Source organism: Ponticoccus litoralis (assembly GCF_039769985.1).
Classification (GTDB): domain Bacteria; phylum Pseudomonadota; class Alphaproteobacteria; order Rhodobacterales; family Rhodobacteraceae; genus Ponticoccus; species Ponticoccus litoralis.
The window spans coordinates 2,905,888-2,922,932 of the sequence record NZ_JBDNCH010000002.1; the positions used below are offsets into that span (position 1 = coordinate 2,905,888).

A 17,045-nucleotide genomic window follows, 5' to 3' on the forward strand; every position below is an offset into this window, starting at 1 on the left:
TTCTTCAAATAGCTCGAACCAGTCGTAGAAGCGGCGAGAGCCGTTCTCCCCCCTTCAGGCGTTCGATGCCGGTGTCGTCCGTTGGATGCATGCCGATGCGGACCATGCCCGCAAGCAGCCGCCCTGCTGCTGGCCTGCCAGAGTCGGCGATCTCGATGATCTCGGAGAGCGGGATACGATCGGGATCGCCCGCGTTTCGCGCCTGCTTGATCTGTTCGTGGAGATCATCCTCGCGGTCATAATCACCTGCCGCTTCCGCCTCCCTCTTCTGCCGACGCAAGTCTTCGACGTCCACCGCTGGAGCCTTAGCCAATTCCCGCATCGCCTCCACGAGCAGACGCCTGCGGATATCGTCGTGGTGCCCACGCTCGACGTTGATGGCCGCGCGCGCTGCATCCTGCCGGCTGTCCGAAAACACAACCGCCTTGGGCTGGGTGCCCGATCGTTTCAGGAGTTCGAGCAGTTCGGAAGCTAGGAGTTGCGAGGTTTTGGCAAAACCGGTGCGGAAGCTACGGATCGGTGACTTGCGGAACTTCTCACTGCGCCGAAAATAGTCGGCTCCACAGCATGGGCAACCATTGGGACCGGCAGAACGGGGGTGACGGGCGGCTTGCCCCTTGAGGATAAAGATGCGACCGGGAATACACCCATCTTGCGCAGTTGGCGCCGTATCGAGAAGCTGGGCATTGGACGGATCCAGCCAGGCGTCGCGCCACGACTCATCCTCGTTTTCACTGACCTGCACTTGCGTGCGCCTAGGCAGGAATAGCACAAACTGTTGATGGCTCAGCGCTTCGTAGTCTGTTTCGCCGCCGATGTCAGGCAGTCCCTCGAGATCGCTCGTTGTCGGCAGAATTTCCGTCCTAGCCGTAAAATCTGATGTCTGCCCACGTCTCCCGCCGATGAATTCGGCATGGCAAACCTCGCAGTAGTAAAGCTCGAACATCCTCTGCGTTCCGCGCGAGGTCTCCGCATGGCTTGCACCGCGCTCCACAGTCAGGTTCTCGTACTCCACCTTGCCTGCATCATTCAGCGTCGGGCTTAGAAACAGCCCCTCGAGGTTTCGGAGAAAGAGATGTAGACGGAAGGCTGGGACATCGCCCGGCATATCGTCTTGTCCGTCTCCCATCCCTCGCAGTATGGTCAGGCCGCGCAGAGCCAGAAGATCCGCCGTCGTGCCAAAGAGAGACTCGCTGATCTGTCTGGCCGGAGCGGCTTTCAATGCGCCGCTTTTGTCTACACAGGCGGCGGCCAGACGCCGTCCAGCCTGCGTGGCGACATCCGTGACTGCGCCGCTCGGTGTTCCCAGCGCGCGTCCGCAGCGAGACACGATCTCGTCCGGGGCCGGTTCCTCGCCCGGCCTGTAATTCAGCGTTCCGGTGAAGTGCCCTTCGGGGCAGAGGAGACGCGCCAGATCCGAGAAGGGGACCGAATCGAGAATCCCGGACCCCCGCTCCGGAAGTTGCATCGTGCCGGGAACCACGCTGTCCGCCCAGTCTTCGGGACTCGTCGCTCCGTTTTCGGCCCCGGCGGAATAGGTGCCGAATGGACCGAAAAAATCAAACAGGTACTTCAGGCTTTGCTCCCGTTCGGCGCCCTCGAGTGGCAGCGAGGCGGAAGAGGAGAGGATACGTAGTTTGTGCCGGAGCTCTGGTCGGTCCAGTCCGAGACGGGTGATCAACAGGCGCATCAGCGCCGCGGCTTCGGTCCCTGCTGAGCCGCGGATCAGATGGAGCTCGTCGAGAACGAGATAGAAATAAGCATCCTCGTCCTGCGCCAGCCAATCTCGGGTAGCGTCAAAAATCGGCGCCTCGACCTCACGCGATAACATGGCGCTGAGCATCGAGACGTTCGTGACTAGGATGTCCGGCGGCGTCTGTTGCATGTCCCAACGGCAAACGAGTTCTGCCCCGTCGATAGACGGGAACAGGTAGCGTGTAGGATCCTGGTCCGGATTCTGCTGATCGTAAGTGCGGGCGAGTTCCTGATCCGCAGCGATTTCTCGAAGCATCCGAGCGGCCTTGCGTTTACGCGTCCGCGCCGCGTTTTTCTCACCTTGATCAGTCCGCCGTGGGTGGCTCAGATGGCCGGGAACTGGTGTCGCAGAGGTGTAGCGCCCGAAGAAGATCCGGTTGCCGCGAGCGCGCCGGTCTAATGTCGCTTTCGCCTCGGGGCTATCGAGCGTTTTACGAAGGCGGACCATCTGATCCTCGACCAGCGCGTTCATCGGATAGAGTAGCAAAGCACGCAACGCCGCAGGTCTTCCCGTCCCTTCCGCTCCCCTATGCGGAGTGAATTCGGGGGTCTTCTGCCGCGTCTTACCATCCGGCATAATCGTCTCGTTGCGGGACGCCTTCCACCAATCTGTATGGCAATACCCGGGCGCCGGCGCAGGCCAGCGGGTCGCTTCTGCCGTGATGCTGGCGAGGATTGGTAATAGGAAGGACTCTGTCTTACCCGAACCCGTGCCGGAAGTCACGATGCCGGGTTGTCCAGGTCGTAAGCCGCGGGTGAGCATTTCTACCTGATGGCTATAGGGCGCAAATTGGGAGCGGCGTGCCAAGCGGCCATCACTCTCGTCACCCGGGAAGAGGCCAGAAAGGAACATCTCCACGATCGCCACGCGCTCTTCCTCCGAGAAATCGCACAACGGGGATCCTGCTCCAGCCGTCACCATATCCTCGAAGCTCAAATCGGAGGCACGGTAGCGCGGCACTGGCTCGAGAAAGGGCTCCGGCATAAGCCCATCCGGTGCCGCAAGCAGCTCTCGGCGCGCTGCTGCGAGATCGGATCGGCCTATCCGGTAGGCTGTGTCGAGGTAGGACAGAAATAGGTTCAAGATCTCGCCATGGGCGCCGAGGGGATCAAGCATTTTCTTGCTCCTTTAGAAGGCCGTTCAGCCATGTCTCACCAGTGCGACGCAATCCGTTCAGTCGTGTCACGCGCGTTGAAATGGTCTCCTCCGACGCGCCAAATAGGCAGGCGGCACGGTGGAGACCGATCTCGAACGCCAATTCAACGGGCGTCCCAATTTCACTGTCCGCGATACGGTCTTCAAGTGCGTCCTTTTCCAGGAGATCGTGGGGCGCGTGGGGCAGGAAATGAAGTTGCCGCTCACGTCCCGAAGCCTCTCTCAGCAAGCTCCCCGCCGAGGCAACCTGCAGGGCCGGGGCGAGACAGAGAGCAGACTGGGTCAATTCGGGCCAAGTCATGCTGTAGTCTGCAGGCCGCGCGGAAAGGCTCATAGAGATCAGTAGGTTGCGGGGGCGCTCCGGGCCGCGCAGAATGTCGAGTAGACTTGGCAGCCAGAGTTTCATCGGCGCCATGTCGAGCCCATCAAGCCAGAGTAGGTGATACCGCTCAGGTGTGCGCCGCGCTGCCGTCCATGCCATCCGTAGCCCGCCAGGCTCACCGTTGCCAGGGCGTGTCCAGAGGTCGTCCAGAGCAATTGTGCCGGGGCCGATCACATCGCGGAAGATCTCACCGCCAGTGACGAGACGCGCATAGCCCGGCATCATCCGCTCAGCCGCCGGCGTTGGCAAAACAGCACATGCCCCCGAGCGCAGGGCGAGGTCGAAGTATTCGAAATCATCCTCGCTTATGCCGACCTCGTTCGCGATCCGCTTGAGCTTTTTGGCAAAGGCCTCGATGGAAAGCGGCTCTGCGGCGCCGCGCCGTGGGGCGATCCAGGGAGGAAGGGTCGGGTTGGTCGGAGTTAATGTCCCGGCATCGGCACCTACAGCCGATCGGAACCGGTCCAGCATGGCGTCGAAGGTTTCGTCACGCTCCATGCTTGCATCTTCCAGTGCGCCCCCGAGCGCCACGATCTCTTTGGCGATTTGGCTCCGGAGTGTGGCCTGTTGCTCGCGTAGCTCATCCGCCTCCCGACGACAGAGCTCTAGTAGCGCCTCCTCTTCCGCCAGTATCCCCGCGATCTCGGCACGCCGCCCGACGAGTCCCGCCTCCGCTTCGACCAGAGCCTCGGCGAGCGAGGCCTTCCGGATCTCGAGATCTGACATTTCAGAGGAGAGGGACTCCCGGATCTCCTCCCTCATCTCCTCCTCAAGCTCTTTGGTCCGAGCAGCCAAGCTGCTTTCCACCTGCGCGCGTACTTCAGGTGTCTCCAGCAGATGTTCTGCGATCAGTGGAATGGTCGCGACATGATCTTGGATTCGTCCAATGAAGCAGGTTGTCCAGTCGAGCCACTCGGTATCGGCCCACGTTTCTTTCTGGAAAGCTTCCATGGCTACAAGTTGCCGGATGATGTTTTCTTCCTCACGTCGCGACGGACCGCTTGAGCTCTTCCGGAATTTCTTCAGCAATTCCTCCAGAAGGCTACGGTCATCCAGCCAATCGATGTGCTGAATTTCGATACCGACCGTTTCGCCGGGTACTTCTCTCCAACGTCCGTTCAGGCGCATGCCCTCGAACAGGCGGTCATCGAATACATGGATCTTGAATGTTCCCGGTTGCGCGACAAGCCTGTTCGTCAGCACATCACGAGCAAGCCGGACCGGCACGCATTTGTTCGAGCTCAGAGCCAGGATGAGCTCTTCGGTGCCGTAGGGAAGATCATCAAATCCGGTATCGAGAACCTTGTAACGGATCTCTTCCAGAGGCACCCCCCGCATATCGATAACCTCGCGAGGGCTCGAATGCTGGTCGACGATGAACTGATCTCGTTCAGCATCGACGGGACGTGGGTTGGGCTTGGAAGTAACGGCAAGATACTGCCCCTTACGTGCAAGGGCCAAGGATGGCGCAAAGACCTTTCCAAGGGGCGGCAGGAAGCGCTCCATCTCAGCATGTTGCCAGCCCCCATTCTGTGCGACAGCTTCGCAGATGATCCGCGTGTGATTGCAGGGCTCGTATTCGCAGTAACCGATAAAAAGATTGTCAGACACGTTCAAAGACCTTGAGGAAGCAGGTTGGGGCGTAGGCCGCGGCGGCGGGCATCCCCAAAGGAGTGCAGTACGGAACGGGCGGGCCGGCCATGTGCCTGGCTGCCGGAAAGGGCAGGGCCATAGACATGCCACAGGGCAGCGAGATCGGTGGCACTGGCAGGATAGCGATAGGTCCACGTGCCGTCCGCTTGCAGGACGGGACCGGTCTGAGCAGCATGCCCACGCCGCAGGAAGATGGCCAGTTCCAAAGGCAGGTGACCGTCCTTGCAGAACCGGCTCAGCCCTTCACCATCCGGCTGGAATAGAGCGATGCCACTCCGGCGGTGATGTTCAAGGATCGCCGCCACGCGGGACTCAAGCAGTAGGTCGGCGCCCACCCCAGTGAGGCGGTAGATATCCTGATCGTCATCGCGCCCGAGACGCTCCAGACGCGCGCCGCTGGCCGCAGGGACGGCCTCTGCAGGCAGGAAATGCCTGTGTTTCTCAGACCATCGACCAACCACCTGATGCCCGATCCCCTCCCGGCGATCTGGCAGCCAGCAGTCCGGGGCCGCGGCAAGGGGCATCTGATCGGGAACTGTCTCGAAGGCCCATTTGCCAAAGGTCGCAAGACGGTTCAGCCCGCGCCCTTCAAGGCGGACGAGAGGTGCAGACCAGGGCGCAGACCGGATCTGCATCATCTTAATGCCGCGTTCGGTCGACAGGGCGTTCAGTTTTTCAAGTTCCGCCTCTCCCCAGGCCCCCTCGCAAATCGCGGTGTTCTCCGAGGTCGCGCTGATCTGTGGCGGTAGCAGGCGCCATTTCCGGCCCCGCCACGTGCGATTTACATCACGCTCCAGCCAACGCGCCTCCTCAAGCGAGCGCAGCGCATCCCAGACCATGCGCGTCTCTGGCAGCACGCGGCAGAGGAGATCGACCACCTCGCCCTCGCTCCGGGAGACCTTTCCGCGACAGTAGAGCGCTTCCAGTGCATCGGTCAGGGGAGACTCTAATCCCCTGGTGTCATGGGCAGACGCTTCCTCAAACTGCAATGTCGCCACCGGCTGCGTGACATCCGCCTGCATTTCTGTCATCCCCCGCGCCGTCTTTGCCCGGGCGGGCCACTCCGTCCTCATAGTGCAACGAGGCAGAAGGCGCAGAGGCAGCTCTTCCTGCAGCTTGTCCCGGCTCAGCGTCCAGATGCCATGTATTGGTTTCGGCGATACGATCCTGAAGACACCGTCCTCCGCAGTCGCCTCGAAGGTCAGATTTCGCTGCTTCTGCTCTTCTCCCTGCATAGTGACGCGAGGTGGGAGGCTGCCTGACAGATGCACTGTGGGGAAGTATCCCGGACGACCGAGCAGGTATCCATTGGGCAAACGTATCCCGCCCTCCAGACGCAGTGGCGGCGGCGTGCTCTCCGCGATCTGTTGGGCAGCTCCCTTCGGATCCTGCAGAGCGCGCGCCTCCTGCAGGCTCATGGGCCTGGTCGCATGCCAGCCGCCGCCCACCGGAACCGTGGGACAGGCCGAGAGGATGCGGGGGAGCCGCGTGAGCAGGAGCGTCCGCAGATCCTCGCGCGGAGGCCGGTGTCCGACCGTCCGGGAAGCGCCGCCGGCCTGCTGGAATAGGACAGCGCCGGAGTTCCACATGGCCTGCACACGGCTGTCGGAAGTCATGTACCTGTGGAGGTCGGCTGTACCGATGTCCCGGGTCCAGATCGGCTTGGCAAGATCGGCTTCGCGCATGCCGCGCGCGAGCTGGAGGTCCACCTGGTCGCCGTCCCATCCGGAGAAGACGGTAGTAAGCTGCCACAGCGGCGCGCGCCGCTTCTCTCCGCTCTGCAGCATGTCCGACGCGATGCTGGAAATCAGTTGCCACGTCGCATTGCCGAAAAGCGCGGCGGGTGCGGCCCGGTAGCTCTTGTGCAGCTCCCTCACCTCGCTCTTCAGCCATAAGGGAAGCTCCGCCTGGCGGGCATGTATCGCATCGAGCAGGGTGAACCGGTCTTCGAAAGTCCGTTCAGGAAGCCTCTTCATGACGGCGCGTAGCGCACGACGGTCCACCCAGCTCGGCTTGGCAAGACGCAGGGCATGTCCGATGAGGGTTTCCCGTCCGGGATCAGGGAGAACGATCCGGCGCCATGGCTCGCCCTGTTGACGCTTACGATCCACTGCAGACGCAAGGGCGCGCCACATCTGGTTCACGCCACTTACGCCCTGTTCAAGTTCGCCCCCATCAAGAAGCTCGCCAAGACGGATACGGAAGTTCTGCGTCGCTCCCGCCCCATGCGACGTGGCCGTGACATGGCAAGTCAGGATAAAGAACCGAAGCGCCCTCAGCGCCCGGATTCCGTCGCCAGAGAAGGCATCGGGGGGAAGAAGTTCCGGACATTGTCGCGGGTGAACAACCGGCAGAAGGCTTGGGCTACCTGCTCGGGAGAGAGATCCTCTCGGTCGATCGCCTGACGCAACTCTTCAGGAGTCGCATCAACAGATCGCATCGGCGTGTCCCCGTAGGGGCCCAAGGTCAAAAAATAGTGCCTCTTGAGATTCCTTTCCCAAAAATGCACGTCTCGAAGAGGGTCTCCCTCACGTATCGTCGAAGCGTTCTTCGAAACCCGGCCTTTTACGACTGCCACTTAAGGCTCGCGGCATTATCTGGTTGCGTCATGACTGCACATAGCTTCCTCAATTGAGGAATACAGTCGAGGAAGCAGTCAGTTAGGTCAAGGCGTGGGCTCGAAGAACTGGAGAAAAAGAGCCACGGTGACTTTGATCTATATCCGGATAACGTTGTTATGCATGATCGTTTAATAATGTCATCCACACCTGGGAATTGTTAAACGATCATGGGAGCTCCTTGCTCAGTCGGTTTGGAATATTTTTCAATCCTCAAACTGCACGTATAGACCAATGAAAGCAGCGAGCGCGACTGGTTGCCAAATCTCGTGAACGATCTCCCACCCGCCCACACCAATCCACATCAGGACGGTGAAAGGGAGGATGAGTAGGAACGGACTCAGGAGGATTGTCGGGATAGCAACCATTGCGAAACAGATCGGTCCGATGGGGTTGTCAGGCAATGCGCCAGCCCATCGCGACACACCGACGATGAACAGCGCGATGACGAAGAAGACGGTCGGCCAGCCGTAGACCTTGAAACCGAACAGATCGACCGACAGTTCGGGAACGAAATGCCAGAGAGCCAGGGGGAAGAATGCGGCGTGCGCGATCAAGAGAACGGCGTAAAACGTCAGACGAGCAGGATAGAACAGGAGCTTCATCTCTTTTCCCTTCAGTGAAGCATCGGGCGCGCTTGAAGCGCGGCTGCGCGATCTAGCAGTCGATTGACATCCCGTAGGTCGACTGGTCGCCGCGAAGACATCGAGAACTGGTCTAGAGCTTCCAGCGCGGCCTCTTTCGCTGGCACGGACAGGTCCCGCCGATGACATTCCCGGGATGCGAAAGTCAGGATCTGCTCCAGGCGAAGGGGCGGACACCGGACAATGTCACAGCGGGAGAGCAGAGGTTGGGCGACCATCTGCAGATCGTTGCTCGTCAGAATCCACGAGATAGCGCTCAGATCGAAGGGCAGGCGATACGCTGGGCAAGTCCACCGTTCAGCAGTGTTGGGCTCCAAGAGCCCGAGTAGCGCGTCTGGGAGGCTAATTCGACCACCCCGAGACGAGTGCATTTGACCAGCCTTGTCGATCTCATCCACGACGATGATCGGGCCAGCATGGTGGTGCTGGATGATCGCTTGGATAGGGCGACCCGGCTCAGCTGAATTGAAGCCTCGCTCAACGCCGGCGACGGAGAACGAAGCATTGCTCGCCCCGGCATCGATCTCCGTGGATGGCGCGGAGAGGAAGTAAGCCAGATGGCGTGCCCAGGCGCTCTTGCCGATACCCGGTGGCCCGTCAAGAATGAGGGGACCGACACGCGCGGGCGTGCCACGCTTCGCCGAGAGGCGCAGATTCTGCCATGCGATATCCGTCGCTGCGGACATCCACGGAAATTGGTCATGCAAGCTGGCCGCGATTTCATCAGCAATCGCTTCGTCGACATGTGAGACCCGGACTCCGCCGGTCAGCTTCTTGATAGTCGTCCGCTCGGATGCGCGGAGGTGACCGATGCCGGCCAGGTCCACGCGGCGCTCTTGATAGAGTTTCACCCGACGCTCGATGCGCGAGCGGACATCGCTTGGGATCCAGATTTCGCCGTCACCAAGGAATTCGTCCTGAGGGTAGGGGTCTTCTAGACCAGATTCGATTGCCGCGCGCCGACGATCGTGGCGTCGTTGACGCAGGGTGCGGTAGTGCTGCTCGAGACGGCGGCACAGTTCATGTGCGTTGTAATCTGAGTCGCGGTATTCGATGAGAAGAGCGCGGTATCCGGACCGCGTGAAGGCACGGGAAGACATAACATATCCTTTTTGAAAACCAGATCGGGTGGGATCAGGTGGTCAGGGATATGAGGTTCCGTTTTGCCATGTGATCGATATTGGACCGATGGGGGGCTAGGTCAAGACCGGGGCTCGAGGTTCTCGAGAATTTCGAGCCATTCCCACTGATCGAACTTGTCGCCCGGGGCTTCAAGCTGCATGTACCGATCCAAGATTTGAGATGTCGCATGTCCCGAAACGCGCATGATCTGATGCGCAGTCCAGCCCGTCTCGCCGAGCCACGACAGGGCTTCGTGGCGTAAATCGTGGAAATGCAGATCCTTAATCCCCGTCGCCTTAACCGCTTCTGTGAAGCGACGCGAAACAGTGTCAGGGTGATAAGGGAAGAGGCGATCGGGATCTCGACCACATGCGCGGTCATGTGCTGCGCTGACCCGCAGCGCCTGCGGAAGAAGCCAGAGTGATTTGTGATTGCCACGGCTGCCCTTGGGCGACTTCATGTCACGGACAACGATCGTTGCTTGGGTGATGTCCTCATGCCTGAGCTGGCAGATCTCTGCTTGCCGCCGACCGGACATGACGGCGAACGCGATCAGGAAATGAAGAGGAACGCGGGTCGAAGTCTCGTCGTGCGCATCAATGCTGAACCGCATGAGTAGATCCAGCTCGTCGAGCGTCGGACGTCTGCTCCGCTTAGAAGACTTGCCTGTGTAGCCGAGTGAATTGGCGGCGAACCGTCCATCTGTGATGGCGCCCACGTCTACACGGACACCCCACGCTGCTCTGGCAAGCTTCATGACTTCTGCAAGGGTGCCGTAGTAGCCCGCGACAGTGGATGGATGGCGGCCCTCTAGGCGAAGGTCTCTTGCGAACTCGGTCCAGTCCGCGGATTCAAGGTCCTCCGCGATACGGGACGCAAACTCGAACTTCTGAAGTTTCCGGAGATAGTCTTTCTTCGTAGGGCCATATACCACATCTGCATCACGTACATAGCGGGCGACGAGATCGCCAACAGTAGGGGAGCCGTGACGTTGCCGTTCTTGGTAGCGTTCTACGCCTCCAGGCGCGTTGAGCCGCTTCTCGACTTCATCGGCCCACGCCGTAGCCTCGGACCTCCGTGAAAAATTTCGACTGAGACGAAGCGGCTTCTTTCCCGGCCCCTGACGCTTCACGATCTCAATGCGGTATTTGCCTGACGACAGCTTTCTGATAGTAGCCACGACTTGCCCTTTGTCTTGGTCTTCAGCGTAACATAGGCGTACACCTTGCACGCCTTCAAGCGTACAGAGTGCTCAAAATGTCCGAAAACGTATCTCCATGTCCGGAAATCATGGGAAATAAAATATGTATAATTCTCTGAAAAGCAGTGAAAAAATGGGATCAGAAGCGATAGCGCGTGCTGCACGCCTCTCCGTCGCCCCCATGATGGACTGGACCGACCGGCATTGCCGGTATCTGCACCGGCTGATGTCTCGCCGCAGCCTGCTCTACACCGAAATGGTCACGGCGCCAGCGCTGGTGCGGGGCGGGGCGCTGCATCTGCTGGATCATCACGCCGCCGAGCATCCCGTCGCGCTGCAACTGGGCGGGTCGAGATCCCGTGGAGCTTGCCGAGGCGGCGCGGTTGGGCGCGCGCGCCGGATACGACGAGATCAACCTGAACTGCGGATGCCCCTCGGACCGGGTGCAGTCGGGCACCTTCGGCGCCGTTCTGATGAAGGACGCGCCGCTTGTCGCGGCCTGCGTTGCCGCCATGCGCGAGGCGCTGCCCGACGGGCCCGAGGTCACGGTCAAATGCCGCATCGGCGTCGACGATCAGGACCCGCAAGAGGTCCTGCCCGCCTTTATCGAGACCGTCGCCGCCACGGGCGTCACGCGGTTTTCCATCCACGCCCGCAAGGCTTGGCTGCAGGGGCTGTCTCCGAAAGAGAACCGCGATATCCCGCCGCTGGACTACGGGCTTGTCCGGGCGATGCGGGCGCGCTTTCCGGCGCTGCACCTGTCGGTGAACGGCGGCATCGCCACGCTTGACGCGGCAGAGGCCTTTCTTGCGGACGGCCTTGACGGGGCCATGATCGGACGCGCCGCCTATCACCAGCCACGGGACATCCTCGAGCCGCGCCGACAGCCGCCTGTTCGGCGCGCCGGACCCCTTCGACAGCCCCGAGGAGGTGGTCCGGGCCATGATGCCCTACATCGACGACCACCTTGCGTCCGGCGGGCGTTTGCATCAGATCACAAGGCACATGATGGGCCTCTTTGCCGGGCGCCCGGGCGCAAGGCGCTGGCGGCAGATCCTGTCCGAGGGGGCCAGCCGGCCCGGCGCAGGCACCGGCCTTGTCGCGGAGGCGCTGGACAGTATTCCCGGACAGGAGGCCGCATGACACTGGACCTATCGACCCTCGCACCGCTGGTGGCGGTTCTCATGGCGGCCTCTGCGGTGGCGGGGCTGCTGGCCGGGCTCTTCGGCGTGGGCGGCGGCATCATCCTTGTGCCGGCCTTCTACTTCGTCCTGCACGGGCTGGGCTATGACGGGCCGCAGGTGATGCAGGTCTGCCTTGCGACCTCGCTGGCCTCGATCATCGTGACCTCGATCCGCTCGGTCCATGCGCACAACAAGCGCGGGGCGGTGGACTGGGATATCCTGAAGGGCTGGGCGCCGGGCATCGCCATCGGCGCGGTGCTGGGGATGCTGGCCGCCGCGCGCCTGCGGTCCGAGGTGCTGGCGGTGATCTTCGGCGTTCTGGCCACGATGGTCGGTCTCTACCTTGCTTTCGGGCGGCAAAGCTGGCGGCTGGGGCCGCAGATGCCGCAGATGCCGCAGATGCCGCAGGGCGGCGCCCGGGCGGCGCTGTCGCCCACGGTCGGCTTCTTCTCGGTGCTGATGGGCATCGGCGGCGGCAGTTTCGGCGTGCCGCTGATGACGCTTTACAGCGTGCCCATGCATCGGGCGGTGGCAACGGCGGCGGGCTTCGGTCTTGTCATCGCGGTGCCCTCGGTGATCGGGTTCCTGTTCCTGAACGTCGCCGGGGCGCCGCCCCTGACGGTCGGCGCGGTCAACGTCCCGGCGCTTGTCATCGCGATCTCGATGACGCTGATCACCGCGCCGATGGGGGCGAAACTGGCGCATGCGCTGGATGCGCTGCTGCTGCGCAGGCTCTTCGCGGTCTTCATCCTGATCGTCGCCGTCAACATGCTGCGCAAGGCGCTCTGGGCCTGAGCCTGAGCCTGCGCGGGTGCGAGGCCTGCGCGATGGATGCCGCAGAGTGTCCCGGCAGCCTGCCGCCTCAGCCGCACATACGGCCCGGCGCAACGGTTCCCCGGGCGCTCTGCCTCAGCCCTCGGTGCCGCCCCCGCGCCGCTTCAGTCGCGCCGCGCGGCCGCCGCGCCGATGCGTCAGATGCCCCTGCCGGTCGGGCAGGGCGGCCATGACGGCGCGGCGCTCTTCGGGGTCCATGCGCGACCAGCGCGCGATCTCGTCGAGCGAGCGCAGGCAGCCGGTGCACAGCCCGGCCTCGGGGTGGATCACGCAAAGCTTCACGCAGGGGCTTTCGATCTCCCGGCGTTTCCAGATCTCGTCACTCATCGCGTCCCGTTCAGGCTGACAGGTGGCGCAGGCGGTCCAGCGCCCCTTGCAGGATGTACGATGCGGCCACGTGGTCGATCACCTCGGCGCGACGCTTTCGGGAGGTATCCGCCTCCAGAAGGGCGCGTTCGGCGGCGACAGTGGACAGGCGTTCGTCCCAGAAGGTCACCGGGCCGTCCCAGAGCGCGGCAAAGTTGCGCGCGAAGGCGCGGGTCGACTGGCAGCGCGGGCCCTCGGTGCCGTCCATGTTGCGCGGCAGGCCCAGCACCAGCCCGCCGATGCCGCGTTGCTTCAGGATCGCCAGCAGGCGTTCGGCATCCAGCGAGAACTTGCGCCGCTTCACGGTTTCAAGCGGTGTGGCGACGGTGCGGAAGGTATCGGTGACCGCGACGCCGATGGTCTTGGTCCCGAGGTCCAGCCCGGCCAGCGCCGTCATGGGCCGCAGGGCGGCGGCGAAATCGGCAATCTCGTCATGGATCACGGGCGGGCCACTCCTTTGCGCGTCACTCCGACGCCAGCCCCGCTGATACCGCCGCGTCGCGCAGCGCCGCAAGGGCCTCTTGGTTTCCGGCAAAGACGGTCTTGCCCTCGGTCCAGATCGCGCCGGCGCGATCGGCCTCGCCCAGCACGCCAAGGGCAGAGATCGCCCGCGCCCATTCCTGCGGCGAGCCGCCCTCGGTCGCCAGCCGCTCCAGCAGCCCGTCGACCATGCCGCGGATCATCGCAGAGCGGTCCTCGTCGCTGAGGTCGGCGGCATTGTCGATATCGGCGGCAGAGGGGCCGCGCAGCGGGGCAGGGGCCTCAGGCAGCGAGAAGTTCGTCACCCCGGCACGGGCGGCCATGTCGGTGATCTGGGCGCGGATCGGCGCCACCCGGGGATCTTCGGCGGCGCTTTCGCGCAGCAGGCGGTTCCACATCTGGAAGCCAAGGTCCGGGCGCCCGGTCTGCGCCATCATCAGCCCGCCGTAGAACCGCGCCACGCCATTGTCGGGGTCGCGGCTCAGCGCCTGTTCCAGCACCTTTTGCGCCTCGGGCGAGACATAGCCCCCCGCCGCGATGATCATCAGGTCGGCGAGGTCGGTGAAATCCTGCGCCTCGGCCTCTTCGCCCTTCAGGCGGATCACCTGCTGCTGCGCCGTGTAGGCGGCCCGGGCATTGCCAAGCGCCGCCTCGTGGCGGGTCAGCAGCATGTGGCCCTGCAGGTCGTCGGGACGTTCGGACACGGCGGCGCGCAGCTTTTCGACCAGCGCGGCGTAATCCTCGGGCACGTCCAGCGGCGCGGTGGCGGGCTGGCGGGCCTCTGCCTCGGCCTGCGCGGTGCGGTCCTGCAAAAGCGCCTCTGCCTGTTCCATGCGCAGCTGAAGCGGGCGGTCCGGGTAGCCGGGCACGCCGAGGTAGGTGTAAAGGCCGAAACCGCCGCCCACCAGCACCAGCGCCACGATCACTGCCATCACGCGCGCCGCGCCCTGCGGCTGGCCCGTCTCTGCCGCCGTGCCGCGCGCCTTGGCGTCGGCGGCCAGCAGGCGGCGCGAGATCTCGGTCTTCAGGCGCTCTGCCTCTTCGGGGGGAACCTTGCCGCTGGCCGCGTCCGCCTCGACCTCGCGCAGCTGGTCGCGATAGACCTGCAGGTCGAAGGCCTCGGCCGGGCCGGTTTCCCTGTGGCCCCGCAAAAGCGCCGCCACAAGGGCCACCGTCAGCACCAGCGCCACCGCGCCCGTCACAATCCAGAACAGCATCTTGCCTCCCCTTCGTCCGGCCTCATGTATGCGGGGAGGGCTTTGAAAAAAAGGTCCAATCGGGCCGCCGCCGCACCATGTCGCAACTGCGCGTCAGAATGACGGTTGCAGCCGCAGCGCCAGAGGCGTTTGAGTCCATACCACCAGAAACCCACGCCGAAACCGGATTCGAGCCATAATGAAACGCTACTCCGCCTTTGCCATCGCCCGGGAAGCCCTGTCGAACCACCAGCGCTGGGAGCGCGCCTGGAAGAAGCCCGCCGCGCCCAAAAGCCGGTACGACGTGATCATCGTCGGCGCGGGCGGGCACGGTCTGGCGACGGCCTACTACCTTGGCAAGCGGTTCGGCATCACCAATGTCGCGGTGCTGGAAAAGGGCTGGCTGGGCGGCGGCAACACCGGGCGGAACACGACCATCATCCGGTCGAACTACCTGCAGGACGCCTCTGCCGCGATCTACGAAAAGTCGCGCTCGCTGTACGAGACGATGAGCCAGGACCTGAATTACAACGTCATGTTCAGCCCGCGCGGCGTGATGATGCTGGCGCAGACGGAACACGAGGTGCGGGGCTATCGCCGCACCGCCCATGCCAACGCGCTGCAGGGGGTGAAGACAGAGTTCATCCTGCCCCGCCGGGTCAAGGAGCTGTGCCCGATCATCAACCTGGACGGGCCGCGTTACCCGGTGCTGGGCGCGCTCTGGCAGGCGCGCGGTGGCACCGCGCGCCACGACGCGGTGGCCTGGGGCTATGCGCGGGCCTGTTCGGCCATGGGCATGGACATCATCGAGAAATGCGAAGTCACCGGCATCGACCGAGACGGCGACCGCGTGACCGGCGTGCAGACCACGCGCGGCGCCATCTCCTGCGACAAGCTGGGGATCGTGGTGGCGGGCCATTCCGGCGTTCTGGCCGACATGGCGGGCTTCCGGCTGCCGGTGGAATCCGTGGCGCTTCAGGCGCTGGTCAGCGAGCCGATCAAGCCGATCATGGACGTCGTCGTCATGGCCAATACCGTGCACGGCTACATGAGCCAGTCCGACAAGGGCGAGATGGTGATCGGCGGCGGCGCCGACGGCTACAACAACTACACCCAGCGCGGCAGCTTCCACCACATCGAGGAAACCGTCCGCGCGCTGGTCGAGACCTTCCCCATGGTCTCGCGCCTGAAGATGCTGCGCCAGTGGGGCGGCATCGTGGACATGACCGGCGACCGCTCTCCGATCCTGTCGAAGACGCCGGTCGAGGGCGTCTTCATCAACTGCGGCTGGGGCACCGGTGGCTTCAAGGCCATCCCGGGCTCTGGCTGGGGCTTTGCCGAACTGATGGCAAGGGGGCAATCGCCGCTTTGCGACGCATTCTCGCTGGGCCGCTTCCGCGAAGGCCGCTTCATCGACGAAAGCGTCGCCGCCGGGGTGGCGCACTGATGAGGCCCGACGCCGCCCAGACCCCCATCGGCAAGGATCCGCGCGGATTTCCGCCGGACCCCGGAACCCCCGGGAACCAGACCTGTGCCCACCGTGTTGCGCCTTCAACGGAACATGGAGAAGGAACAGACAAATGGCTGATACCACCCACACCCAAACCACCGCTGCCGACCGCAACGCTGCCCATGGCGCCGGCCACTCGACAACCACGACCACGCACACCACGGGCCGCAGCAATTCCGGCCTCGCCTTCGTCGTGGGCATCGTCGTCGTCGTCGTGGCGGTGCTGGCCTATGTCATCTTCGGCACCGGCGGCGAGCCCGTCACCGCGCCGGGCGACGACGTCGACGTCACCATCCAGAGCGATGCCCCGGCGGCAACCGCACCGGCGGCTGACGCCCCGGCGGCAACCGCGCCTGCCGATGCACCGGAAGCCGCTGCTCCGGCGGCAGACGACGCTGCACCCGCAGCCGATCCCGAAGCCGCTGCGCCTGCCGCAGACCAGTAACGCTTCGCTCGTGACGCTGCCCCGCTCCGGGGCGGCCCGGGCCGGGATGCCGATGGGTATCCCGGCCCTTTGCATGTCCCGCAGTCACACCGAAGCCCCGCGTTCCCTCCGCAAGAAGGTGGTCCCATGCTGACACTCCAATGCCCCTACTGCGGCATCATGGCCGATGAAACCGAACTCAGCCCCGGCGGCGAGGCGCATCTGACGCGCTTCGGTCCCGGCAGCGGCGACGACGACTTCGAGGGCTACCTCTTCCTGCGCGAGAACCCGCGCGGCGTGCATTTCGAACGCTGGCGCCACAGCTACGGCTGCGGCAAGTGGTTCCTTGCCGCCCGCGACACCACGACGATGCAGGTCTTCGGCACCTACGCGGCGCAGACGACAGAGCCGCCCGCGTCAATCGTCGACGAGATCCGGGGCAGCAAACCCGGATTTTCCTGGCGCGACCTGTTCAAGCCGGCGTGACCGAATGACCTTCTTCTCTGCAAAAATACTCGAA

General features: G+C 63.5%; 13 protein-coding genes and 1 pseudogene. 5 read left to right on the top strand and 9 right to left on the bottom strand.

Features of this window, described 5'->3' with window-relative positions; translation table 11 throughout:
- Positions 1-4: 4 nt before the first annotated feature.
- The 6 genes from ABFB10_RS15500 to ABFB10_RS15525 form a co-directional block, all read right to left on the bottom strand.
- Positions 5-2,872 carry a DEAD/DEAH box helicase gene (locus ABFB10_RS15500; RefSeq protein ID WP_347167193.1) on the bottom strand — a complete coding sequence of 956 codons (2,868 nt, stop codon included), beginning with the start codon at positions 2,870-2,872 and terminating at the stop codon, positions 5-7.
- Positions 2,865-4,904 carry a hypothetical protein gene (locus tag ABFB10_RS15505; RefSeq protein WP_347167194.1) on the bottom strand — a complete coding sequence of 680 codons (2,040 nt, stop codon included), beginning with the start codon at positions 4,902-4,904 and terminating at the stop codon, positions 2,865-2,867. Before ABFB10_RS15505 ends, ABFB10_RS15500 begins: the two co-directional genes overlap by 8 nt.
- A 2-nt stretch (positions 4,905-4,906) precedes the next feature.
- Positions 4,907-7,090 (bottom strand): hypothetical protein, encoded by a 2,184-nt coding sequence (locus ABFB10_RS15510; RefSeq protein WP_347167195.1) that lies wholly within the window; start codon positions 7,088-7,090, stop codon positions 4,907-4,909.
- Positions 7,091-7,770: 680 nt separating this feature from the next.
- The gene (locus ABFB10_RS15515; RefSeq protein WP_347167196.1) at positions 7,771-8,169 is read right to left on the bottom strand and encodes a hypothetical protein; all 399 of its coding nucleotides are present in this window, start codon (positions 8,167-8,169) and stop codon (positions 7,771-7,773) included.
- Positions 8,170-8,180: 11 nt separating this feature from the next.
- Entirely contained in the window at positions 8,181-9,308 is a 1,128-nt protein-coding gene (locus ABFB10_RS15520) for an AAA family ATPase (protein WP_347167197.1), read from the bottom strand.
- A 101-nt stretch (positions 9,309-9,409) separates the two neighbouring features.
- The gene (locus ABFB10_RS15525) at positions 9,410-10,510 is read right to left on the bottom strand and encodes a tyrosine-type recombinase/integrase (RefSeq protein ID WP_347167198.1); all 1,101 of its coding nucleotides are present in this window, start codon (positions 10,508-10,510) and stop codon (positions 9,410-9,412) included.
- Positions 10,511-10,664: 154 nt separating this feature from the next.
- Between ABFB10_RS15525 and dusA the strand changes: the two are divergent.
- Positions 10,665-11,674: pseudogene (gene dusA / locus ABFB10_RS15530) on the top strand (tRNA dihydrouridine(20/20a) synthase DusA).
- Positions 11,671-12,510, top strand: a complete 840-nt coding sequence (locus ABFB10_RS15535; protein ID WP_347167199.1) for a sulfite exporter TauE/SafE family protein — start codon at positions 11,671-11,673, stop codon at positions 12,508-12,510. The pseudogene dusA and the gene ABFB10_RS15535 overlap by 4 nt, the downstream one beginning before the upstream one ends.
- A gap of 114 nt (positions 12,511-12,624) precedes the next feature.
- Here ABFB10_RS15535 and ABFB10_RS15540 read toward each other — a convergent pair whose 3' ends face one another.
- The 3 genes from ABFB10_RS15540 to ccmI are packed head-to-tail and all read right to left on the bottom strand — an operon-like array spanning position 12,625 to position 14,612.
- Positions 12,625-12,876: a DUF1289 domain-containing protein gene (locus ABFB10_RS15540; RefSeq protein ID WP_347167200.1), complete on the bottom strand. Its 252-nt coding sequence runs from the start codon at positions 12,874-12,876 to the stop codon at positions 12,625-12,627.
- A 10-nt stretch (positions 12,877-12,886) separates the two neighbouring features.
- The gene (gene ruvX / locus ABFB10_RS15545) at positions 12,887-13,357 is read right to left on the bottom strand and encodes a Holliday junction resolvase RuvX (RefSeq protein ID WP_023848851.1); all 471 of its coding nucleotides are present in this window, start codon (positions 13,355-13,357) and stop codon (positions 12,887-12,889) included.
- 22 nt (positions 13,358-13,379) lie between these two features.
- Complete coding sequence (ccmI, locus tag ABFB10_RS15550; protein ID WP_347167201.1) at positions 13,380-14,612, bottom strand: c-type cytochrome biogenesis protein CcmI; 1,233 nt, start codon at positions 14,610-14,612, stop codon at positions 13,380-13,382.
- Between the two features lie 178 nt (positions 14,613-14,790).
- Here ccmI and ABFB10_RS15555 point away from each other — a divergent pair, with 178 nt between their 5' ends.
- The 3 genes from ABFB10_RS15555 to ABFB10_RS15565 all read left to right on the top strand — a co-directional run bounded on the left by ABFB10_RS15555 (position 14,791) and on the right by ABFB10_RS15565 (position 17,011).
- Complete coding sequence (locus tag ABFB10_RS15555; protein WP_347167202.1) at positions 14,791-16,038, top strand: sarcosine oxidase subunit beta family protein; 1,248 nt, start codon at positions 14,791-14,793, stop codon at positions 16,036-16,038.
- A 133-nt stretch (positions 16,039-16,171) separates the two neighbouring features.
- On the top strand, positions 16,172-16,546 hold the full coding sequence (locus tag ABFB10_RS15560) for a hypothetical protein (RefSeq protein WP_347167203.1): 375 nt from the start codon (positions 16,172-16,174) through the stop codon (positions 16,544-16,546).
- 126 nt (positions 16,547-16,672) lie between these two features.
- Positions 16,673-17,011 carry a sarcosine oxidase subunit delta gene (locus ABFB10_RS15565; RefSeq protein ID WP_347167204.1) on the top strand — a complete coding sequence of 113 codons (339 nt, stop codon included), beginning with the start codon at positions 16,673-16,675 and terminating at the stop codon, positions 17,009-17,011.
- Positions 17,012-17,045: the final 34 nt, after the last annotated feature.